This is a genomic window from Streptomyces sp. NPDC050988, from assembly GCF_044456225.1.
In the GTDB taxonomy this organism is placed as follows: domain Bacteria; phylum Actinomycetota; class Actinomycetes; order Streptomycetales; family Streptomycetaceae; genus Streptomyces.
Genome location: NZ_JBITFQ010000002.1, coordinates 685,399 through 705,753, shown reverse-complemented (window position 1 = coordinate 705,753; position 20,355 = coordinate 685,399). Strand labels below are relative to the sequence as shown.

The following is a 20,355-nucleotide window of genomic DNA, read 5'->3' as shown; positions in this document are numbered from 1 at the left end:
CCCTGCGGCCGGACGTGCCCCACGGCGTAGCCGATCTTCGTGCGCCGAAAACCCGTCGCGATACGTGCGGCGGGTTGTTAGCGTGGAGACATGAGTTACGTCCTCTATCTCTGACCGGGCCCCAGGCTCCGCCCCTCACACCGCAGCTGAGGTGCCGGGAGCCGTGATGCGCCCGCGGCCCGCCCTGTCTTGGGCCTGGCCGTCCGTCAGAGCGAAGGCGCGCTTCCACCCCGACGACCCAGGGGTGACGTGTGCCTCCTTCCGGAGGAAGAAGAACGTGACCACTCTCAATCTGCCTGCCCGCGATCGGGCCCAGCTGACCTGCACCGGCGTTCGCGTCGACCGCGGTGGCCGAACCGTCCTGCTCCAGGTCGACATGAAGGTCGCCCCGGGTTCGCGCTGGGGCGTCGTCGGCGAGAACGGACGCGGCAAGTCGACCCTGCTGCACGTACTCGCCGGCACGCTGACGCCCGACGAGGGGACCGTGCACCGCGTGGGCACGCTGGCATTGGCCGAGCAGGAGATGCCGGCCGAGGACGAGCGGACGGTCGGCGACATCGTTGACGAGCACCTCGCCGATGCCCGCGCCGCCCTCCGACAGCTGGACGCTGCAGCGACGGGCCTCGCCGAAGCGTGGCCCGGTGCCGAACAGGACTACGCCGACGCCCTGGAGGCGGCGCAGGCGCTGGACGCCTGGGACGCCGACCGCCGGGTCGACGTCGCCCTCGCGGGGCTGGGCGCCGTCAGCGACCGCACCCGTCTCCTCGCCACCCTCTCCGTCGGACAGCGGTACCGGATCCGGCTGGCCTGTCTGCTGGGCGCCGAGTACGACCTCCTGCTGCTGGACGAGCCGACCAACCACCTCGACCTGGCGGGTCTTGAGTACCTCACCGCCAGGTTGCGCGCCCACTCCGGCGGTGTCGTCGTGGTCAGCCACGACCGGGCGCTGCTGTCGGACGTTGCCACCACGATCATCGACCTCGATCCCACCCGCGACGGCAGCCCGCGCGTCTACGGCGGCGGGTACCCCGGCTACCGCGAAGGCCGCGAGGCCGAACTCGCCCGGTGGGAGACGGAGTACGAACTGCAGCAGGCCGAACACACCCGCCTCAAGCAGGCCCTGTCCGAATCGCAGAACCGCCTGAGCACCGGCTGGCGGCCGGACAAGGGCACCGACAAGCACCAGCGAGCCACCCGCGCCGGTGCGCTGGTCCGCTCAGTCCATCGGCGCCAGGCGGACCTGGAGCAGCACAAGGTGACCGCGCCCGTCCCGCCCCAGCGCTTCCGTCTGCCCGATCTGCCCGCACGGCCCGGCGTCGTTCTGCTGCGCGTGGAGGAGGTGACCGTCGACGGGCGGCTGCACCGGCCGACCGGCCTGTCGCTGACATCCGGCGACCGGCTGGCGGTCACCGGGCCGAACGGGGCGGGCAAGTCCACGCTCCTGGCTGTCCTGGCGGGACAACTCGCCCCCACCACAGGCCGGCTGCACCGGTCGCGCAAGCTGCGACTGCACCTGCTCGGACAGGAGTCGCCGCGAGCCACCCACCGGCGGGCCCATGACCTCTACCACCAGCACACCGCGCGACTGGTCAGCGCGGGCGTCCTGAAGGAGGGCGAGGTGACAGGACTCGGCGTGCTGGGCCTGCTCAGTTCACGCGACGCCAACAAGGCCGTCGCCGAGCTGTCCATGGGACAGCAGCGCCGACTCGACCTCGCCCTGGCCCTCGCCGCCCGCCCACACGTCCTGCTGCTGGACGAGCCCACCAACCACCTGTCCATCGCCCTGGTCGACGAACTCACCGAGGCTCTCCACACCACAGAAGCGGCCGTCGTCCTGGCCACCCACGACCGTCAGATGCAACGCGACATCCACACCTGGCCGCAGTTGTCGCTGCGGCTCCCCACCGAGGCTGTTCGCGTGTAGAAGCCACCGCCGGAGGCTGATCCCACGGCCCAGCAGCCCTGACCCTCAACGGCACGGCGCAGACCGGTCCTCGCGACCGGTCTGCGCCGACTTCCCGGGTGGTACGTCGGTGGTACGTCAGACGCGGTCGGCCGCGATCAGCAGATACTGGAAGCTGCTGTTCTTGTACGCGGTGAGGAACGTGTCCTCGATGCCCGTGACCAGATGGTCGGCCTGCTTGCGGAGTTCCCAGTAGGGGAGGGCGTCGGCGGTCAGGTCCCGCACATGGACGGGCACCAGCCGGTTCCGGGCCATCGCGCGGAAGTACTCCGACCGTGGGTGGATGTCGCAGATGTAGTGGGCGTTGATGAGGGACACCTCGCGGGAGGCCCGCCCGTACGCGTCGTTGTAGCAGCCGGTGATCGTCACATAGCGTCCGCCGCGGCGCAGCAGCCGGGCGTGCTCGGCGAACAGCAGGTCCAGTTCCACGTACATGGTGGACTCGTTGTTCCAGGACGCCGCGTAGGCGCCCGACCGGAAGCCGGTGTCCAGCATGTTCCGGTGGTGATAGGCGACCTTGTCGTCGATGCCCCGCTTGCGGGCCTGCGCGTTGGCGAACTCGGCCTGCTTGGCGGAGATGGTGACTCCGTCGGCGTGGCAGTCGTACATCAGGTTCGCCACGACGCTGCCGCCGCCGCGTCCGCAGCCGGCGTCGAAGACGCGGTCGTCGGGGGAGAGGGGACCGAGGTGGCTGGAGAGGAGCACGGCCTGTTCCTGCTCCAGACGGTGCAGTTCGGCGGTGAGCCGCTCCCGGCGCAGGTCGGGGTCGGTCTCGTCGAGCACGGACCGGTCGGCCGCGCCGATGCCGTAGTGATGGTGGTAGAGGTCGTCGATCCTGCCGAGTTCGAGGTTGACCGGGTTCTCCTCGGCGTTCCAGTAGTCCGCGACGCGGGTCTGGTAAGTGGACTGGGTCGGCACCGGGGCTGCCGTGATGGAGGCGTGGGGGGCGGTGGTCAACGGTGACTCCTCATGCTGGTGCGTATGACGGCGTGTCAGTTCAGCGCGCTTCACCAGTAGTTGGGCAAGAAGTAGCGATGGGTGTTGGTGGCGTGCCATTCGTGGTTGCCGGCCACCCAGTCGGACAGCCCCTGTGCGTAGCGCTCGACGAGGGGTGAGGTGGCGGACAGGAGCGCCGACTCCTCCTCGAACGCCGCCATGATCCTGTTGTGGATCTCGACCGCCTTGAGATAGGCGGACTTCAGCCCGCGCCGCTCGTTCGCGGCGATGACCTGGGGCAGATTCAGATGTGTCGGATCGCCGGCCAGCTCCCTGGTGAAGGAGTACAGGTCGTTGACGATCGTGGTGGCGTTGCCCGCGAGGGCGGTGATCCGCTGGATCTCCGGCCGGGCGTACACGGCAGCGGGCAGTTCGTAGCCGTCCACGGCGTCGACGATCGACAAGCAGGGCCGGAAGTTGTTGAACTGCCGCATCACCAGGTACTCCCAGACCTGCGGCACGTACCGGATCTCCGACCAGGCGGCCTCGCCGAGGTAGCCCAGATGCAGGCGAGCGATGTCGTGCACGAACCTGTCGGTCTGACTGGGAGTGGCGAAGACGGCGTAGTCCCGCAGCGCGAAGTGGTACGAGCGCAGCGGCCCGTCGGCCCGTACGCCGCGACGCCACTCCTCCTCCAGTTCGGGGGTGCCGTGGTAGGGATCGAGTGCCGCCTGGGCCATGATCAGCCGGCCGCCCAGCCCGCGCGGTGAGCCCCCCTTGCCCTCGTCCTCCTCGCAGTAGAGGTTGTCGACGAGGTTCTCGGCGAGGAGCAACTTGCCCGCCGAGGTGAGCCGTTCGAGGTCGGCCGCCCCGGGGTGCTGCAGGACGACGGCCCGGCCGAACTGGAAGCCCGAGAAGTCCCCCTTCCACGCCACCGGGAACAGATCCAGCCCGCGCGCCCACTCCTCCAGCCTGCGGTCGACCTCGGCGGCCTTGGCCGGGTCGGCGGGGGCGACGGGCCGGTACCGCAGCCCGGGGATGGCCCCGCCCCGCCGGGGAGGACGGGCGAGGCTCGGCGGACCGGGCAGCCGCGACGGCGAACCGGAAGCCGATGGTGTGCTCATTCCGCGGTCCGCCCGACCTGGACGTTCTCCAGGATCCCGGCGGCGTCGGGCACGAGGATGGCCATCGAGTAGTAGGCGGTGACGAGGTAGCTCATGATCGCGGTGGTGTCGATGCCCATGAACCGCACGTTCAACCCGGGCTCGAACTCCTCGGGAATGCCGGTCTGGTGGAGACCGACGACCCCCTGGTCCTTCTCTCCGGTGCGCAGCGCGATGATGCTGCTGGTGTGCTGCGGGCTGATCGGGATCTTGCCGCACGGAAAGAACGGAACACCCCGCCAGGAGGGCACCTCGTGGCCCTCGACGTTCACCGTGCCGGGCACCAGGCCTCGCCGGTTGCACTGCCGGAAGAAGGCGGCGATCGCCTTCGGATGGGCCAGGAACAGCCGGGTCTTGCGGCGCATCGACAGCAGCTCGTCGAGGTCGTCCGGTGTGGGGGCCCCGGAGTACGTACTGACGCGTTGCCCGTAGTCGACGTTGTGCAGCAGGCCGAACTCGCGGTTGTTGACCAGCTCCCACTCCTGGCGCTCGCGGATCTCCTCGACGGTCAGGCGCAGTTGCTGCTCGGTCTGGTTCATCGGGTGGTTGTAGAGGTCGGCGACCCTGGTGTGGACGCGCAGCACGGTCTGCGTGAGGGACAGCTCGTACTCGCGCGGGACGAGGTCGTAGTCGACGAAGCCGCCGGCGAGGACCGGCTCGCCCACATGGCCCGCCTGTACGGGGACATCGGCCTCGCCCTTGCGGTTCATGGGTTTGCTCTGCTGCTCCGCGAACGCGGTCAGCTGGGCGGCGAGGGACGGGGTGCGGTCCACGAACTGCATCAGGGTGTCCCAGTTGAGGGAGAGGACCACGCCCGCGGTCTCGGCCCGCACCGAGCTGAGCCACAGGGGGTCGGCCTGGCCGATCGCCTCGTCGCCCATTCCGTCGCCGTCCGTGATGACGCCGGTGACCTCCTCCTCGCCGTACTTTCCGATGGTGTAGCGGGTGAACCGGCCGTGGACGACCAGGTAGGCCTCTGTGACGGGCTGCCCGGCGTCGAACATGACCTGGCCGGCGCGCACCTCCCGCACCCGGAAGCGGGAGGAGATCTCCTTGAGGGCCGCGGTGTCGGAGTAGCCGCGCAGGGCGGGCAGTTCGGTCAGTGTCTGGGGGATGACCTTGATGTCGTCCGCGCCGTTCTGCTCGAACTGCACCCGGCCCCGGCCGACGCGGAGCTGGAGTCGACGGTTCACCCGGTAGGTGCCGCCCTTGATGTCCACCCACGGCAGCATCTTGAGCAGCCATCGCGAGGTGATGGCCTGCATCTGCGGTTCGGACTTGGTGGTGGTGGCGAGCTGACGCGCCGCCTGGGTGCTGAGGCTGGTGAAGCGTTGCTCGTCGGTGGACCCGGCGGCGCTTTCGGGCGAGCTTTCCGGGGCAGACACATTTCCTCCCAAGGCATGAGCGGACGTGACGGGACGCGCACGAACATGGCTGAACAGGGTGGTGTCGGGGGCATCGGGACTCGGGAAGGGTGCGGGCGGCTCGGACCTGACCCGCGGTCAGGGAGGCCGGGTGGGGGGAACGCCCGGACGGCACCCTCGTGATGGTCCGGGCAACTCGGCAGCACGCGCTGCATGTCAAAGCCAAACAGCCCCGGCCGCCACTCGGTAACCGCGCGCGGAGGGCGTGTTCACGCCCCGACGACGTCACTCCACGGCTCGAAGCAGGCACTCGACGAGCACGCACTCCCACGCCGGTCGAGTGCCCCCTCTCACCGGCGCGGAGGGCGCACGAACGCCTCGAAGTACCTGGCGAGGCTCCGCGTCACCGTGGTCCGTGTCCGTCTCCGTGTCCGCTTCCGTGTCCGCGTTCGTCGCGGCCGGGGACCCGCTCAGACCAGTCGGGGATCGACGTGGATCTTGGGACCGGGCCCCGCGTGGGCCGGGCGGATGCCTGCCAGGACGTCACCGACCTGATCCAGGCCGACGGTCGCGGCGACGAGGGGACTGGGGTCGACGGATCCGTCGGCGTAGGCGCGGATCGTGGCGTCGAGGCCGGGGGAGGCGGACAGGACGCCCACGGCCGTGACGTCCTTGAGGGCGAGCGTGCGGGTGTCGATCCGGCTCGGTTCACCGGCCAGGCCCACGTACACGACGCGGCCGGCCGGCTCGACCGACTCCAGCGCCAGGCTGGGCAGATGGACGGCGTTGGAGGCGTCGATCACCGCGTCGAACGGCAGGTCCGGGACGGAGTCCTCCGTCCATTCGTGTGCGAAGCCCAGCGTGCCGGCGAAGGCGAGCGACTCTTCGGTGCGTCCCATCAGATGCACCTCCGCGCCGGCGGCACGGGCGAACATCGCGACCAACAGCCCTATGGTCCCCGGACCCAGCACCAACGCCCGGTCACCGGACCGCAGTTCGGCGGCCTGTGCGGCGCGCAGGGCGTTGCCGCCCGGCTCCACCAGCGCGCCGAGTACGGGACCGACCGAATCGGGCAGAGCGTGCAACGAGGAGGCCGGTACGGCGAGTTGCTCCGCCAGAGCACCGGGCCGCTGCCCGCGTATGCCGACCTCCTGCCGCTTCTCGCACACATGCTGGTGACCCCGGCGGCAACGTCGGCAGAGGCCGCAGCCCAGCATCGTGTCGCCCATGACCCGCCTGCCGATCCAGGCGGGATCGACGCCGTCGCCGACCGCGGCCACGCGACCGGCCCACTCGTGGCCGATCCGCGTCGGGTAGGTGGAGTGGCCCTGGTGGAGGTAGGCCATCTCACCAGTGAAGAACTCGACGTCGGTGCCGCACACGCCGACCCGCTCGACATCGACGACGACCTCGCCGGGAACCGCCACCGGCACCGGAACCTCCTGGACCGCGTACTTCCCGGGCGCGGTCAGTACGAAGGCACGCATCAGGCGGGCGTTCACCGCGGCCCGAGCACGTGCCGGTGCTGGGTGCCGAGCGGTTCTCCCAGCGGCCCGAGTACGGTACGGATCTCGTCGAGGGCGCCGACCAGGGTGTCAAGGGGAGTCCGGTACGCCAGTGCGCTGATGCTCAGTGCGCCGGAGGGGACGGTCGGTGAGGTCGCGTACACGGGCAGGGAGAGGCAGTTGACGCCGGTCTCGTTCTCCTGGTCGTCGAGACCGTAGCCGCGTTCGCGCGTGATCCGCAGTTCGCCGTGCAGGGCGGCGGCCGCGCACAGGGTCCGCGGAGTGCGGCGTACCAGGGGTGTCGAGCCGATCCATGCCTCCACGTCGTCGAGTGTGTCCAACTGCTGGGCGAGCAACAGCTTTCCGACGGCGGTCGTGTGCGTGGGGTTGCGGCCGCCCACCGTCGAGGTCAGCCGGACGGCCCCGGTGGGCGGGTCGACCTTGGCGCGGTAGACGACCTCGCGCCCGTCGAGGACCGCGTAGTGCGAGGTCTCGCCGAACCGGTGGGCCAGCGCTTCCAGTGCGGGACGGATACGTACGTGCTCGGGGCGGGCCTCGTGGTGCGCGAAGGCCATCCGCAGGAACTCGTCACCGAGCACATAGCGGCCGCGGACGTCCTGGTCGGCCAGACCCGCCCGGCGCAGCGCACCGAGCGCCCGGTGCACGGTCGGCTTGGGGCTGCCGATCACCCGCGTCAACTCCTCCAGGCCCACTCCGTCGGGATACCGGGCGAGCTCCCTGAGGACGGCGAGCACCCGGTCCGATCCCACAAGTCGGCTGCTGTCGGCGCCTGTTGAGCCGTCCGCGCCGAGGTCTGTCGAACCTTCGAACGCCTGCGTATGCTTCATGGCGTTCCAAAGATTAGACCTCTGTGTCGATTATTGGAAGGAGCTCAATGGTGACGCTCCGCAGCGCCCAGTGGTACGCGGGTCAGGACCGCAACGCCTATATCCACCGGGCGTGGATGCGCCGCGGTGTGCCCGGTGACGCCTTCGACGGCCGCCCGCAGATCGCCATCGCCAACACCGCCTCGGACCTGACTCCCTGCAACGCGCATCTGAACGAGGTGGCGGCCTCGGTCCGCGACGGCGTCCACGAGGCGGGCGGCATTCCGCTGGATCTGCCCGTGGTGTCGCTGGGCGAGACACAGGTGCGGCCCACGGCGATGCTCTGGCGCAACATGGCGGCGATGGCCACGGAGGAGATGCTGCGGGCCAATCCCATCGACGGCGTCGTCCTGTTGGGAGGCTGCGACAAGACGATCCCGTCGCTGCTGATGGCCGCCGCCTCGGTGGACCTGCCGGCCGTCGTCGTGCCGGGCGGCCCGATGCTCACCGGCACGTTCCGCGGTACGCCGCTGGGGTGCGGCACGGACGTGTGGCGGCTGTCGGAGGAGGTGCGGGCCGGCACGCTCTCGCAGGAGCAGTTCGTCCGTTCCGAGTCGGCGATGATCCGCAGCCGTGGGCACTGCAACACGATGGGGACCGCTTCGACGATGGCGCTGGTGGCCGAGGCCCTCGGCACGGTCGTGCCCGGTGTGGCCGGCACGCCCGCACCCGACAGCCGGCTGCTGGAGGCCGCGCACGGCACCGGCCGACTGGCGGTGGACATGGTCGCTGCCGACCGACGACCGGGGAGCTTCCTGACTCAGGCGTCCTTCCACAACGCGATCGTCGCGCTGGCCGCGATCGGCGGCTCGACCAACGCGGTCGTCCATCTCCTGGCCATCGCGGGGCGGTTGGGGGTAGACCTGTCGCTCGACGACTTCGACCGCATCGGCTCCAGGGTGCCGGTCCTGGTCGACCTGCAGCCGGCCGGACGCTTCCTCATGGAGGACTTCCACCGCGCCGGAGGCCTGTCCGCCGTCCTGCGCGAAGTACGCGACCTGCTCGACCCGGACGCGCTCACGGTCACCGGCGAACCGCTGGTGGACCATCTCGACGACGCGCCGATCTGGGACGGCGAGGTCATCCGCACGCGCACCGAGCCGTTGGTCGCCGAGGGCGGCATCGCCGTGCTCCGCGGCAACCTCGCCCCGGACGGCGCGCTCATCAAACCCGCCGCCGCCTCCCCGCACCTGCTGCGCCATCGGGGCCGGGCGGTCGTCTTCGACTCGATCGAGGACTTCCACGCCCGCATCGACGACCCCGATCTCGACGTCGACGCCGACTCGGTCCTCGTGCTGCGCGGCTGCGGCCCCAAGGGCTACCCGGGCATGCCCGAGGTGGCGAACATGCCGCTCCCGAAGAAGCTCCTCGAACAGGGCGTCCGTGACATGGTCCGCGTCTGCGACGGACGCATGAGCGGCACCGCGTACGGCACCGTAGTCCTGCACGTGGCCCCGGAGGCCGCGGCCGGTGGCCCGCTCGCCCTCGCTCGTACGGGGGACCACATCAGCCTCGACGTCCAGGCCCGCCGCATCGACCTCGACGTATCGGCCGACGAACTGGCCCGCAGGACCCCCACCAAGGCCACCGTCACGGGTTTCGCGAGCCCCCGGCGCGGCTGGGAACGCCTCTACGTCGACCACGTCCTCCAGGCCGACACCGGCGCCGACCTGGACTTCCTCGTCGGCTCCAGCGGCTCGGAGGTGAGCCGCGAATCGCACTGACGCACGTCCGCCGCACGGGGCCGACGACCCCGCCCTGGCGGAGAACCACTATTCGGCCAGGGACTCGAAGTAGGCCTGCTGCGAGGGGTAGTAGTCGTCGAAACTCGGCGCCGGAGTGCCGTCGCGTGAGGCGACGAGCATGTCGAGGTAGTACTCCCAGCCCGGCCCGATCTCGCCGAGTCCTTTCGTCGTCGTGAGGTGGTGGACGAACTGGAGTTCCGTCGTCCCGGCCGCCTCGGACAGCCGCAGTTCCATGCGCCAGTCGCCCGCTTCGTCGGACGTGGAGACGGCGAGGTGCCGCGGCGGCTCGCACGCGTCGATGCGCACCTCGGTCCACGCCTCGCCTTCCTCGAACGCCATCCGGACGCGGATGGTACGACCCGGCGCCGCGTCCCCTTCCCAGGGGCCGAACCACCGTGCCGTGCGCTCCGATTCGGTGACGCTCGCCCAGACGTCCTCGATGGGCGCCCGGAACGTACGGGTCAGGATCAGGTCGTTGCCGTCGGCGGTGGGCACGAGCCGGGCACTGGGCAGTGGTTTCATGCGGTGTCCTCCGTACGTTCTCCATGTGGTGCCGTGCGACGCGTGGACCTCTCACGGCGGGTGCGACGAACCTCTGTCTCAAGGGCGTCCAGGCGCTGATCCCAGCCGCCCGGCGCGCGAATCACGGCGACCCACTCGGCCAGCTCCGCCAACGGTGCCGCATCGAGCCTGTACATCCGCTGCCGTCCCACGAGTTCGTCGCGGACCAGCCCGCACTCCCGCAGCACCCGCAGATGGCGACTGATCGCCGGCCGGCTGATGGTGAAGCAACGCGCGATCTCCCCGACCGTGAGCGTGGCCCCACGCAGCATGAGAAGGATTTCCCTGCGCACGGGATCCGCTATCGCGTGGGCCACGTCGTCCATGACAGAAAGCGTAACCCCTTGGTTACGGGTTTGCTTCCAGCGGGCGCGCCTCGGACGACTGCTTCGAGGCTCTGCCCCCGCGTCCGAGGCAGCGCGATGCCGGAGATCCGAGTGCCCGTAAGCGACACCGCCATTGCCGCGAGCACCCCGCCCAGCGCACGCAGGGTGCGCGCGTCGGCTAAGTCGCCCGTACCGGAAGCCTTCTTCGTCATGGCCTCTCCGCGGCTGCGGCTGCGGCTGCGGCTGCGTCGGTGTCCGCGCCTGCGCCCGTGCCCGTGCCCGCGTTCGTGCCCGTCGAGGTGGAGGGCGCGTCGGGTTCGGGCAGGAGGTGGGTGATCACGGAGAACCGTTCGGCGCCCTCGGGGGCCTGCGCCGTCGCCCCCGGTGTGTCCTGCCGATAGCGGGAGATGACGGCCCTCAACTCCTCGTAGAGCGCGGAAGCCTCCTCGGGGGTGATCCGCAGGGGCCAGTCGCTCATGTCGAAGGTGTCCCGCCAGACACGAGGCATGGTCTGAAGCTCGTTGAGCGCCTGCTGGGTGCGCGAGGTGTAGGTGGCGGCGACGGACTGCAGGTAGGCGAGTGCGGCCTCGGGTTCCCGCTCGACCAGCTCGTGATCGTTGAACCACGTCCGCTGGTGCACCGAACGCCACCAGCGCTCCCGCGCGTTGCCGCGTTCCGTGTCCTCCTCGACGAGACCGGCCGCACCGAGCTGGCGCAGATGGTAGCTGGCCGTGCCGGAATTGACGCCCAGCCGCTCCGCGAGCCGGGTGGCGGTCGACGGGCCGTGCTTCCGCAGCAGTCCGACCAACTGCACCCGCACTGGGTGCGCGAGGGCACGTAGCCCCGTGGCGTCCAGGACGACCGAGTCCGGATGGGGAGTCAAGTCCTGTGGCTGCTCGCTGGGTTCGGGCATACCGCGTGACTCTAGACCGCAAAGGGTTCTTCGCAAAGACCTCTTTGCGAAGAACCCTTTGCGGTCCATGCCGCCCTCGCGGCACCACCGCTCTTGGCATCATGAACTCAGTGAACGCGACCGGTGCTTCAGACGAGCGTGACCAGCTTCTTCGTGCACGGCTGACGAGTCTGCTGGAGGGTGTTCCTCCCTGGGACGAACAGGAGCGTGTCCATCTCGCCGAGGCGGTGGAGTGGGTTGCCGGCGGAGCTCCGCTCTACCGGGTACGGAAACCCGATGTGCCGCCGGTCCATCTCGTCAGCTACTTCGTGGTCCTGGACGAGAAGCGCGGCGAACTCCTGCTGGTCGCCCACCGGAAGGCCGGTCTGTGGCTTCCCAGCGGTGGTCATGTCGAGCCGATGGAGGACCCGTGGGACACGGTGGTGCGTGAGTGCCGAGAGGAACTGTCCATCGACGCCGTTCCGTCGGCGGTCGCCGGCAGGCAGCCGTTCTTTCTGACCATCACGCGGACGCGCGGGCAGGGACGGCACACTGACGTGTCGCTCTGGTACGTCCTGCGGGCGGATGCCGGCAGCGTCGTCACCTTCGACGAGGACGAATTCTCGGCGATCAAGTGGCTGTCCCTGTCACAGGTCCTCGCCGAGCCCGGGGACACCCTCGACCCGCACATGCACAGGTTCACCCGCAAGCTCATGGCTGCGCAGCCAGGGTGAGCGGAGTGGTAGAACGCCACCAGCTCAGTCGATGATCGCCGTGGCCTCGACCTCGACCAGGAGGTCGGGGGCGGCCAGGGCGGCGACGCCCACCCCGGTGAGCGGTGCGGCCGGGGTGACTCCCAGCTTCGCGGCGGCGCGTGCGACCCCCTCCGCGAACAGGGGCATCTTGCCGGGGGTCCAGTCGACGAGGTAGACGGTCAGTTTCACCACGTTGTCGAACGAGGCGCCGACCCCGGCCAGGGCCGTGCCGACGTTGAGGTAGGACTGCTCGACCTGTGCGGCGAAGTCACCTTCACCGACCGTGACCCCGTCGGCGTCCCAGGCGACCTGCCCGGCGAGGTGGACCAGCTTCGACCCGGTGGCGACCGACACCTGCCGGTAGAGGTCGACCTTCGTCAGTCCTTCGGGGTTCACCAGAGTGATGGCCATGCTGACTCCTTGTTGTGGAGCCCTTGCCATGAGGGCTCGTTTCCGTCGAACCACGAATCCCGTGGTCTCTTGTGGTTACTGGGAAACCGTAGGAGAGTGAGCGCTGACATGGAAGAACGCACTTTTCAGTGACTGGGGAACTTGATGGTGACCAAGCAGTTCAGCGACTCGCCCGACGAGGCGGACCTGACACGCGCGGACTCTCTGGCGCGGGAGATCTTCTCGGACGTCGCCAACAAGTGGGCGCTCCTGATCATCGAGTCCCTCGGTGAGCGCACCCTGCGGTTCAGTGAACTGCGGGACGAGGTCGAGGGCATCAGCCACAAGATGCTCACGCAGAACCTGCGCATGCTGGAACGCAACGGCCTGGTCGACCGGAAGGTGCACCCCACCGTGCCGCCCCGGGTCGAGTACACCCTCACCGAGCCGGGCCAGGGCCTGCGGGCGACGGTGGACGGAATGTGTGACTGGACCCACCGGTACTTCGGCCACATCGAGGCCTCCCGCCGCAGCTTCGACGGCTGACGTCAACTACCTTGCCTGCCAGGCAATTTGACGGTGTGGCATTGGCCCTGACGGCGAGCATCGCCTACCCTCGAAATACCTACGGGGGTATTGCGTGAAGATCGTGAGGAGCCCTTCATGCCAGCCACGTCCTCCGCCCGCCGTTCCGCTCGGAGGCGCCACCGGGTGCTGATCGTCGGAGGCGGCACCGCCGGTGTCACGGTCGCTGCCCGCTTGCGCCGAGCCGGTGTCACCGATGTCGCGGTGCTCGAACCCGCGAGCACCCACTGGTACCAGCCGCTGTGGACCCTGGTCGGCGGCGGTCAGGCCCCGCTGGACGTCACCCGCCGCCCCGAAGCCTCCGTGATGCCGAGGCGGGTGTGCTGGATCCGCGAGGCCGCCGCATCCGTCGACCCCGAGGCGCGGACGGTCACCACCACCGAGCACCGCACCATCGGCTACGACCACCTGGTCATGGCTCCCGGTCTCCAGCTGGACTGGGACGCAGTTCCCGGCCTGGACGCAGCTGTCGGACACGGGGCCGTCTCCAGCAACTACTCCTTCGAGCATGCTCCGTACACCTGGGAACTGATTCGTGGCCTGCGCTCGGGCACCGCGGTCTTCACCCAGCCGACCGGCCCGGTCAAGTGCGGCGGCGCCCCGCAGAAGATCGCCTACCTGGCCGCCGACCACTGGCGCAGGCAAGGGGTTCTGGACCGCATCCGAGTCGTCCTCGTCCTGCCCGCGGACTCCATGTTCGCCGTGCCGGTCTGGCGCCGGGCCCTGGAGCGGGTCGCCGAGCGCTATGGCATCGAGGTGCGACTGAACTCGGAGATGACCTCGGTCGATGGCGCTGCCCGCCGGCTGACAGTGACCGATCGCTCCACGGGCGACGAGGAGACCCTCGGTTTCGATCTGCTCCACGCCGTACCGCCGCAGAGTGCCCCCGACTGGGTCAAGCACAGCCCGCTCGCCGATCCCACCAGTCCGTACGGCTATGTGGAGGTCGACCAGTACACCCTCCAACACCCGCGCCACCGCAATGTGTTCGCCCTTGGCGACGTCGCGAACCTGCCCACCTCCAAGACCGGCGCCGCCGTCCGCAGGCAGGCCCCCGTCGTGGTCGCCAACCTGCTGGCCGAGATCGAGGCCGATCCCAAGGGTGAGCCCCGTGAGCTGCGCCGTTACGACGGCTACACCTCCTGCCCGTTGGTCACGGCCCGCGACAGGATGCTGCTCGCCGAGTTCGACTACGACCTGCGCCCCACCCCCAGCATCCCCTTGGTCGACACCACCAAGGAACGCCGGGACATGTGGCTGCTCAAGCGCTACGGGCTGCCGGCGCTGTACTGGCACGGCATGCTCAAAGGCCTTGCCTAGAAGGCCGGGTGATCCGCGTCCCGCCCGGCGCTGTCCAACCCAACCCAACCCCGCCCAGCCACTCCACGAAAGCCGCAGCTCGAACCCGTGGGATGCGTGAACTGGTGTATGTGACAAGCCAGTTGGGACGTACGTTGTGCGGTGAACCATCCATGCCTCGGCCGAGAGACGGGCTGCACTCATGACCGACCACGCGACGACGCCCGGATCCGAGGCGCATCAGAAGATCGACACTTCGGTGCCGCACTCTGCGCGGATCTGGAACTACTGGCTGGGCGGCAAGGACAACTACCCCGTGGATCAGGAGGCCGGCGACGCGTACACCGCCGTCTTCCCCGGCATCGTGACCATCGCCCGCAGCAGCCGCGCCTTCCTGTGTCGCAACATCACGTACCTGGTCGCCGAGGCGGGCATCCGGCAGTTCCTGGACGTCGGAACCGGTCTGCCGACCGCTGACAACACCCATGAGGTCGCCCAGCGCATCGCGCCGGAGTCCAGGATCGTCTACGTCGACAACGACCCGCTGGTGGTGGCACACGCCCGCGACCTGCTCCACTCCACCCCGGAGGGGGCGACCGCCTTCGTCGACGCCGACGTGCTGGACCCGGAGCGCATCCTGGCGGCCGCCGCCGAGACGCTGGACCTCACCCGCCCCACCGCCCTCGTCCTGAGCAACATCCTGGGCCACGTCGCCGACCACGACCAGGCGCGCTCCATCGTCGCCCGCCTCATGGACGCGCTGCCGTCCGGGAGCCATCTCTCCATCAACGACGGCTCGCGGGGCATCGATCCGGTCTTCGAGCAGGCCCAGGACGCCTACAACGAAAGCGGCGCCGTCCCGTACAACCTGCGTACCGTCGACGAGATCACGGCGTACTTCGACGGCCTGGACCTCATCGAGCCCGGGGTCGTCTCGGTCCCCCTCTGGCGCCCGGACACCTCCTCTGCCACTCCCGGACCCGTCGGCGAGCACGGCGGCCTCGCCCGTAAACCGTGACCTCGGCTGCACGGGCGTGCCTCAGGGGCCGAAGTGCTCCACGTGCGCCTGCGCGGGTGGGTAGGGGGAGGATGAGGTCGTACCGACGGACCAGTACTCGCCGGTTCCGGGTACCCGGGCAAGTGCGTTGAGTACGACCGGTGTTGTCGCGAGCGGGCCGCGTTCGCTCACCCACGCCGTGCCGTCCCAGCGCAGACAGTGCGCCCGTGTCTGGTCCCAGAAGTCCCAGCCGGCGATACGGTCCGGCCGTCCCTGGTCGTCGCCGGTGATGCCGCTGAGCAGGCCGACGGTGAACGGCGGCGTGACATGGCTCCAAGTGGTGCCGTCCCAGTGCCGCAGGACGCAGCTGGGCGGCTTTCCGGGCGGCCCGCCGACTCCGTAGTCGTAGGCGGTGAGCCAGACGTCGTTTTCGGCGCAGGGGAGAAGCCCGGTGACGCCGAAGCGGAACCCTGTGGGCGGCGGCAGTTCGGTCCAGGCTCCGTCCCAGCGAGCGACGACACCGGTTCCGTACACCCATATCTCGCCACCCGGTGTGCGGTGGACGCCCGACGGCGCCTCGGTCACCGTGCTCGGCAGCAGCGCGCACCAGCGCCACTCCTGCTTGTTCCAGTGCAGCAGCCCCTGCCCCTCACTGTTGCGGCCGGAGACCCAGGCCCGCCCGTCGGGGGCCACCGTCACGCCGGTGAGTTCGGTCCCGGTGTCCTCCTGCCCCGGATACGCCACCTCCTGCCAGGTGACGCCGTCCCAGGCCAGCAGGTGCCCGTGGCCGGAGGTGTCGGTGCCGACGGCCCACGCCGCGTCGGGGGAGCTGCCCGCGACGGAGTGCAGTTGTCCGGCGAAGTCCAGATGGCCCAGGCCGGTCCGTGTCCACGCCGTACCGTCCCAGAGCATCGCCAGGGGCCTGCCCCGTGCGGAGCCGTTCCGGCCCTCCTCGCCCACGGACCACGCGAGCCCCGGCCCGGCGGCGGCCACGTCGACGAGCTGCGCGGCCTCCTGCCCGTTCGGCACGGGCACGGGCTGCCAGCCCGGGGGAAACGCGGCGGCAGCGCTGCGGGCGGCCGCGAACGGCCCGGCCGCCGTGGTCAGCCCGAACCCTGCCGCGGTGCCGATCAATCCACTGACGAAGTGCCGTCTTCGCACGGGAACTTCCCTTCCTGCGCCGAGTAGGGAGGATCCACCGTTGGGCAGTACGCCGAAGAGGTCAATGCACGGAGGTGAGCATCTCGCGGCCCGTCGAGAATCGGCCGAAACACCTCGACCGACGCCCTGGAGCGGGTGTGCCGGGAGGTCGTACGGCCCTCACCGCACCCGGGGCAGGCCCGTCACGGACATCATGAGCGAGTACAGCGAGGTCGTGGCCGTGATGAAGAGGCGGTTGTTCTTCGGGCCGCCGAAGGCGATGTTGGAGACCGGCTCGGGCACGCGCAGTCGTCCGATGAGGGTGCCGTCCGGGTCGTAGCAGTGCACACCCTCGTCGAACGCGGCGGCCCACAGGCGCCCTTCGTCGTCGAAGCGGATGTTGTCGAAGCCGCCCTCGGTGTGCTGGGCGAAGACCTTGCCGTCCGAGAGGGTGCGATCCTCGCGCACGTCGAAGACGCGGATCTGTCCGGCTTTCGTGTCGGCGACGTACAACTGCCTTTCGTCCGCCGAGAAGACCAGGCCGTTCGGCCCGCCGAAGCCGTCCGCGACCCGGTCGATCCCGCCTGTCACCGGGTCGATCCGATAGACGTCGCAGCTGCCGATCTCGCTCTCGGCCCGGAACCCCTCGTAGTCGCTGGTGATTCCGAAGTCCGGGTCCGTGAACCAGACGGAGCCGTCGGAGCGTACGACCGCGTCGTTCGGGCTGTTGAACCGCTTGCCCTCGAAGCGGTCGGCGAGCACGGTGACGCGGCCGTCGTGCTCGGTGCGGGTGACCCGGCGGTTGCCCTGCTCGCAGCTCACCAGCCGGCCCTCGCGGTCGAGCGTGTTGCAGTTCACGTGGCCGGCGGGGGAGCGGAAGACCCCGATCGCGCCCGTCGCCTCGTCCCACCGGAGCAGGCGGTCGTTGGGGATGTCGCTCCAGATCAGCTGCCGCCAGGCGGGCAGATAGAGCGGCCCCTCGGCCCAGCGGCAGTCGGAGTACAACTGCTCCAGACGCGCGTCGCCGTTCGCGCACCGCCCGGTGCGGAAGCGCTCATCCAGAACCTCGTACAGATTGTTGAGAATCTCGCCGGGCATGGCCAACCTCTCTCCGTGTGGATCTGAGCGTCATGCGGACCTGAACGCCATTCGCTGCGATCCTAATATGACCGAACCGGATATGGTTGAGGCATGGGGATGACCAACGGGATCGTGGACGACGTCGACAGGGCGCTGATCGCGGAGCTGCAGCGCGACGCCGGGCAGGCCTACGCGCTGCTCGGCAGGGCGGTCGGCCTGTCGGCCGGTGCGGCCCACGATCGCGTACGTAAGCTCCGTGAACGCGGCGTCATCCGCCGTACGACCGTGGAGGTCGATCCGGCCGCCCTCGGGCGGGGTGTGCTCGCCTTCGTCATGGTCGACTCGTCGGCCTGGATGGGGGAGGCGTCCGAATCGTTCGCCGCCATTCCCGAGGTCCAGGAAGCGCACGTCATCGCGGGCACGGCCTCCGTCCTCGTGAAGGTGCGCACGGCCACCACGGAGCAGTTGCAGGACGTCCTGCGGCGGCTCTACGAGATCGAGGGCGTGAGTGGGACGCATGCGACGGTCGTACTGGAGACGTTCTTCGAACGGCCGGTCCATGCCGACTGACGGTGGTGGGCCGACGCTTGTCGGGTGCCGGGAGGTACCCATCGTGAAACTGCTTGCTGGAAAGGGCACTTCGAAATCGTGAATCTTTGGTCGATCTACCAGCACGGCTTCGCGCGGATCGCCGCGTGCACCGGCCATGCGGCCATCGCCGACCCGCCCGCCAACGCGGAGGCGGTCCTGCGACAGGGCCGCCGATGTGCGCAGGAGGGGGTCGCCGTCGCCGTGTTCCCCGAACTCTGCCTGTCCGGCTACTCGATCGAGGACCTGCTGCTGCAGGACGCGCTGCTCGACGAGGTCGAGGAGGCGCTCCAGACCGTGGTCGCCGGGTCGGCGGAGCTGCTGACGGTGCTCGTCGTCGGGGCCCCGCTGCGGCATCGCCACCGCGTCTACAACTGCGCGGTGATGGTGCACCGCGGGCGGATCCTCGGTGTCGCACCCAAGTCCTACCTGCCGAACTACCGCGAGTTCTACGAGCGGCGGCAGATCGCCGCGGGCGACGACGAGCGGGGCGGAACGATCCAGGTCGGCGGAGCGACCGTGCCGTTCGGCACGGACCTGCTCTTCGCGGCCGAGGACGTCCCTGGCCTGGTGCTGCACGCGGAGATCTGCGAGGACATGTGGGTACCGGTGCCCCCGAGCGCGGAGGCGGCGCTGGCCGGGGCGACCGTCCTTCTCAACCTCTCGGGCAGCCCGATCACGGTCGGCCGGGCCGAGGACCGGCGGTTGTTGTGCCGCGCCGCGTCCGCCCGCTGCCTGGCCGCCTACGTCTACGCGGCGGCCGGACTGGGAGAGTCGTCCACCGACCTGTCCTGGGACGGCCAGACCATGATCTACGAGAACGGTGAACTGCTGGCCGAGACCGACCGGTTCCCGCTCGACGACCAGTACGCGGTGGCGGACATCGACCTCGACCTGCTGCGACAGGCCCGGCACCGGATGGGCACGTTCGACGACAACCGCCGCACCCACGCCGCGCGCACCAGCGGCTTCCGGTCCGTGTCGTTCCGGCTCGACCCGCCCGCGACGGACCTCGGACTGCGCCGCCGGGTCGAGCGATTCCCGTTCGTGCCCGCCGACCCCAGCCGCCTCGCCCAGGACTGCTACGAGGCGTACAACATCCAGGTCACCGGTCTGCAGCAGCGACTGGCGGCGATCGGCGGCCCGAAGGTCGTCATCGGAGTGTCGGGCGGCCTCGACTCCACGCACGCGCTGATCGTCGCCGCCCGTGCCATGGACCGCGCGGGCCGCCCGCGCAGCGACATCCTCGCCTTCACCCTGCCCGGTTTCGCGACCAGCGAGGGCACCAAGAGCAACGCGCACAAGCTGATGCGCTCGCTCGGCGTCACCGCCGCCGAACTGGACATCACGCCGACGGCCCGGCTCATGCTCCAGGAGATCGAGCACCCGTTCTCCTCCGGTGAGCCGGTGTACGACGTGACCTTCGAGAACGTGCAGGCCGGGCTGCGCACCGACTACCTGTTCCGGCTGGCCAACCAGCGCGGGGGCATCGTCCTCGGCACCGGGGACCTGTCCGAGCTGGCGCTCGGCTGGTGCACCTATGGCGTCGGCGACCAGATGAGCCACTACAACGTCAACTCCGGTGTCCCGAAGACACTCATCCAGCACCTGATCCGATGGGTCATCAGCAGTGGCCAGTTCGAGGAGGAGACCAACGAGACGCTGGCCGCGATCCTCGACACGGAGATCAGCCCGGAGCTGGTGCCGGGAGAGGAACTGCAGTCCACGGAGTCCAAGATCGGCCCGTACGCGCTGCACGACTTCACCCTCTTCCACATCCTGCGCCACGGCTTCCGGCCGTCGAAGATCGGCTTTCTCGCCTGGCACGCCTGGCACGACCAGGGCGCCGGTGTGTGGCCGCCGGGGTTCCCCGAGGCCAAGCGGACGGCGTACGACCTGAAGGAGATCCGGCACTGGCTGGAGACCTTCTGCCGTCGCTTCTTCGGGTTCGCCCAGTTCAAGCGCTCGGCCATGCCGAACGGGCCGAAGGTCCTGGCCGGTGGTTCCCTCTCGCCCCGCGGCGACTGGCGCGCCCCGTCGGACAGCACGGCGGCGGTCTGGCTCAGGGACCTCGCCCGCTGGGACGTGCCGCGGGAACAGGAAGGGGAGTAGGCGAGCCTCGGAACCGCGGACAGAGACTCGGAACACCCCACCACGGCTCGGTCGATCGCCCAGACTT

General features: G+C 69.7%; 19 protein-coding genes. 8 read left to right on the top strand and 11 right to left on the bottom strand.

Annotated features, from left to right (window positions below; genetic code table 11):
• The first annotated feature begins 277 nt into the window (after positions 1–277).
• Entirely contained in the window at positions 278–1,924 is a 1,647-nt protein-coding gene (locus ACIBEI_RS07980; protein ID WP_398886204.1) for an ABC-F family ATP-binding cassette domain-containing protein, read from the top strand.
• A gap of 117 nt (positions 1,925–2,041) precedes the next feature.
• Here the strand turns inward: ACIBEI_RS07980 and ACIBEI_RS07975 are convergent, their stop codons facing one another.
• From ACIBEI_RS07975 to ACIBEI_RS07955, 5 genes are all read right to left on the bottom strand, one after another.
• Entirely contained in the window at positions 2,042–2,920 is an 879-nt protein-coding gene (locus ACIBEI_RS07975) for a geranyl diphosphate 2-C-methyltransferase (RefSeq protein WP_398886202.1), read from the bottom strand.
• A 50-nt stretch (positions 2,921–2,970) separates the two neighbouring features.
• Positions 2,971–4,023, bottom strand: coding sequence for a family 2 encapsulin nanocompartment cargo protein terpene cyclase (locus ACIBEI_RS07970; RefSeq protein ID WP_398886200.1), 1,053 nt, complete (start codon positions 4,021–4,023; stop codon positions 2,971–2,973).
• The gene (locus ACIBEI_RS07965; protein WP_398886198.1) at positions 4,020–5,447 is read right to left on the bottom strand and encodes a family 2B encapsulin nanocompartment shell protein; all 1,428 of its coding nucleotides are present in this window, start codon (positions 5,445–5,447) and stop codon (positions 4,020–4,022) included. The genes ACIBEI_RS07970 and ACIBEI_RS07965 overlap by 4 nt, the downstream gene beginning before the upstream one ends.
• A gap of 449 nt (positions 5,448–5,896) precedes the next feature.
• The gene (locus ACIBEI_RS07960; RefSeq protein WP_398886196.1) at positions 5,897–6,913 is read right to left on the bottom strand and encodes a zinc-binding dehydrogenase; all 1,017 of its coding nucleotides are present in this window, start codon (positions 6,911–6,913) and stop codon (positions 5,897–5,899) included.
• 11 nt (positions 6,914–6,924) lie between these two features.
• On the bottom strand, positions 6,925–7,779 hold the full coding sequence (locus tag ACIBEI_RS07955; protein WP_398886194.1) for an IclR family transcriptional regulator: 855 nt from the start codon (positions 7,777–7,779) through the stop codon (positions 6,925–6,927).
• A gap of 47 nt (positions 7,780–7,826) precedes the next feature.
• Here ACIBEI_RS07955 and ACIBEI_RS07950 point away from each other — a divergent pair, with 47 nt between their 5' ends.
• The gene (locus tag ACIBEI_RS07950) at positions 7,827–9,542 is read left to right on the top strand and encodes an IlvD/Edd family dehydratase (protein WP_398886192.1); all 1,716 of its coding nucleotides are present in this window, start codon (positions 7,827–7,829) and stop codon (positions 9,540–9,542) included.
• 48 nt (positions 9,543–9,590) lie between these two features.
• Here ACIBEI_RS07950 and ACIBEI_RS07945 read toward each other — a convergent pair whose 3' ends face one another.
• From ACIBEI_RS07945 to ACIBEI_RS07935, 3 genes are all read right to left on the bottom strand, one after another.
• Positions 9,591–10,085, bottom strand: a complete 495-nt coding sequence (locus ACIBEI_RS07945) for an SRPBCC family protein (RefSeq protein WP_398886190.1) — start codon at positions 10,083–10,085, stop codon at positions 9,591–9,593.
• Complete coding sequence (locus ACIBEI_RS07940) at positions 10,082–10,450, bottom strand: metalloregulator ArsR/SmtB family transcription factor (RefSeq protein ID WP_398886188.1); 369 nt, start codon at positions 10,448–10,450, stop codon at positions 10,082–10,084. The genes ACIBEI_RS07945 and ACIBEI_RS07940 overlap by 4 nt, the downstream gene beginning before the upstream one ends.
• Before the next feature lie 208 nt (positions 10,451–10,658).
• Positions 10,659–11,363, bottom strand: coding sequence for an ArsR/SmtB family transcription factor (locus tag ACIBEI_RS07935; RefSeq protein ID WP_398886186.1), 705 nt, complete (start codon positions 11,361–11,363; stop codon positions 10,659–10,661).
• A 101-nt stretch (positions 11,364–11,464) separates the two neighbouring features.
• Between ACIBEI_RS07935 and ACIBEI_RS07930 the strand changes: the two genes are divergently transcribed.
• A complete protein-coding gene (locus ACIBEI_RS07930) occupies positions 11,465–12,076 on the top strand; it encodes an NUDIX hydrolase (RefSeq protein WP_398886184.1) in 612 nt (203 codons plus the stop codon).
• Between the two features lie 24 nt (positions 12,077–12,100).
• On the opposite strand, the gene ACIBEI_RS07925 is transcribed toward ACIBEI_RS07930, so the two are convergent.
• A complete protein-coding gene (locus tag ACIBEI_RS07925) occupies positions 12,101–12,508 on the bottom strand; it encodes a RidA family protein (RefSeq protein WP_398886182.1) in 408 nt (135 codons plus the stop codon).
• Positions 12,509–12,652: 144 nt separating this feature from the next.
• Between ACIBEI_RS07925 and ACIBEI_RS07920 the strand changes: the two genes are divergently transcribed.
• The 3 genes from ACIBEI_RS07920 (at position 12,653) to ACIBEI_RS07910 (ending at position 15,389) form a co-directional block, all read left to right on the top strand.
• Positions 12,653–13,033 (top strand): helix-turn-helix domain-containing protein, encoded by a 381-nt coding sequence (locus ACIBEI_RS07920; protein ID WP_055616014.1) that lies wholly within the window; start codon positions 12,653–12,655, stop codon positions 13,031–13,033.
• 117 nt (positions 13,034–13,150) lie between these two features.
• The gene (locus tag ACIBEI_RS07915) at positions 13,151–14,392 is read left to right on the top strand and encodes an FAD-dependent oxidoreductase (RefSeq protein WP_398886179.1); all 1,242 of its coding nucleotides are present in this window, start codon (positions 13,151–13,153) and stop codon (positions 14,390–14,392) included.
• Positions 14,393–14,573: 181 nt separating this feature from the next.
• Entirely contained in the window at positions 14,574–15,389 is an 816-nt protein-coding gene (locus ACIBEI_RS07910) for an SAM-dependent methyltransferase (protein WP_398886177.1), read from the top strand.
• Between the two features lie 21 nt (positions 15,390–15,410).
• Here the strand turns inward: ACIBEI_RS07910 and ACIBEI_RS07905 are convergent, their stop codons facing one another.
• Together ACIBEI_RS07905 and ACIBEI_RS07900 are read right to left on the bottom strand one after the other, a co-directional pair.
• Positions 15,411–16,529 carry a hypothetical protein gene (locus ACIBEI_RS07905; RefSeq protein WP_398886175.1) on the bottom strand — a complete coding sequence of 373 codons (1,119 nt, stop codon included), beginning with the start codon at positions 16,527–16,529 and terminating at the stop codon, positions 15,411–15,413.
• Positions 16,530–16,688: 159 nt separating this feature from the next.
• Complete coding sequence (locus tag ACIBEI_RS07900; protein WP_398886173.1) at positions 16,689–17,606, bottom strand: SMP-30/gluconolactonase/LRE family protein; 918 nt, start codon at positions 17,604–17,606, stop codon at positions 16,689–16,691.
• A 114-nt stretch (positions 17,607–17,720) separates the two neighbouring features.
• On the opposite strand from ACIBEI_RS07900, the gene ACIBEI_RS07895 reads away from it, so the two are divergent.
• Positions 17,721–18,158, top strand: a complete 438-nt coding sequence (locus ACIBEI_RS07895) for an Lrp/AsnC family transcriptional regulator (RefSeq protein WP_398886346.1) — start codon at positions 17,721–17,723, stop codon at positions 18,156–18,158.
• A 78-nt stretch (positions 18,159–18,236) separates the two neighbouring features.
• Positions 18,237–20,288, top strand: coding sequence for an NAD(+) synthase (locus tag ACIBEI_RS07890; protein ID WP_398886171.1), 2,052 nt, complete (start codon positions 18,237–18,239; stop codon positions 20,286–20,288).
• Positions 20,289–20,355 lie beyond the last annotated feature (67 nt).

Bases quoted from the DNA above. Each gene is read 5' to 3' on its own strand.
- ACIBEI_RS07945 (WP_398886190.1), bottom strand. From the start codon at position 10,085: ATGAAACCACTGCCCAGTGCCCGGCTCGTGCCCACCGCCGACGGCAAC.
- ACIBEI_RS07940 (WP_398886188.1), bottom strand. From the start codon at position 10,450: ATGGACGACGTGGCCCACGCGATAGCGGATCCCGTGCGCAGGGAAATC.
- ACIBEI_RS07930 (WP_398886184.1), top strand. From the start codon at position 11,465: ATGAACTCAGTGAACGCGACCGGTGCTTCAGACGAGCGTGACCAGCTT.
- ACIBEI_RS07900 (WP_398886173.1), bottom strand. From the start codon at position 17,606: ATGCCCGGCGAGATTCTCAACAATCTGTACGAGGTTCTGGATGAGCGC.
- ACIBEI_RS07925 (WP_398886182.1), bottom strand. From the start codon at position 12,508: ATGGCCATCACTCTGGTGAACCCCGAAGGACTGACGAAGGTCGACCTC.
- ACIBEI_RS07955 (WP_398886194.1), bottom strand. From the start codon at position 7,779: ATGAAGCATACGCAGGCGTTCGAAGGTTCGACAGACCTCGGCGCGGAC.
- ACIBEI_RS07935 (WP_398886186.1), bottom strand. From the start codon at position 11,363: ATGCCCGAACCCAGCGAGCAGCCACAGGACTTGACTCCCCATCCGGAC.
- ACIBEI_RS07970 (WP_398886200.1), bottom strand. From the start codon at position 4,023: ATGAGCACACCATCGGCTTCCGGTTCGCCGTCGCGGCTGCCCGGTCCG.
- ACIBEI_RS07950 (WP_398886192.1), top strand. From the start codon at position 7,827: ATGGTGACGCTCCGCAGCGCCCAGTGGTACGCGGGTCAGGACCGCAAC.
- ACIBEI_RS07960 (WP_398886196.1), bottom strand. From the start codon at position 6,913: ATGCGTGCCTTCGTACTGACCGCGCCCGGGAAGTACGCGGTCCAGGAG.
- ACIBEI_RS07915 (WP_398886179.1), top strand. From the start codon at position 13,151: ATGCCAGCCACGTCCTCCGCCCGCCGTTCCGCTCGGAGGCGCCACCGG.
- ACIBEI_RS07920 (WP_055616014.1), top strand. From the start codon at position 12,653: ATGGTGACCAAGCAGTTCAGCGACTCGCCCGACGAGGCGGACCTGACA.
- ACIBEI_RS07910 (WP_398886177.1), top strand. From the start codon at position 14,574: ATGACCGACCACGCGACGACGCCCGGATCCGAGGCGCATCAGAAGATC.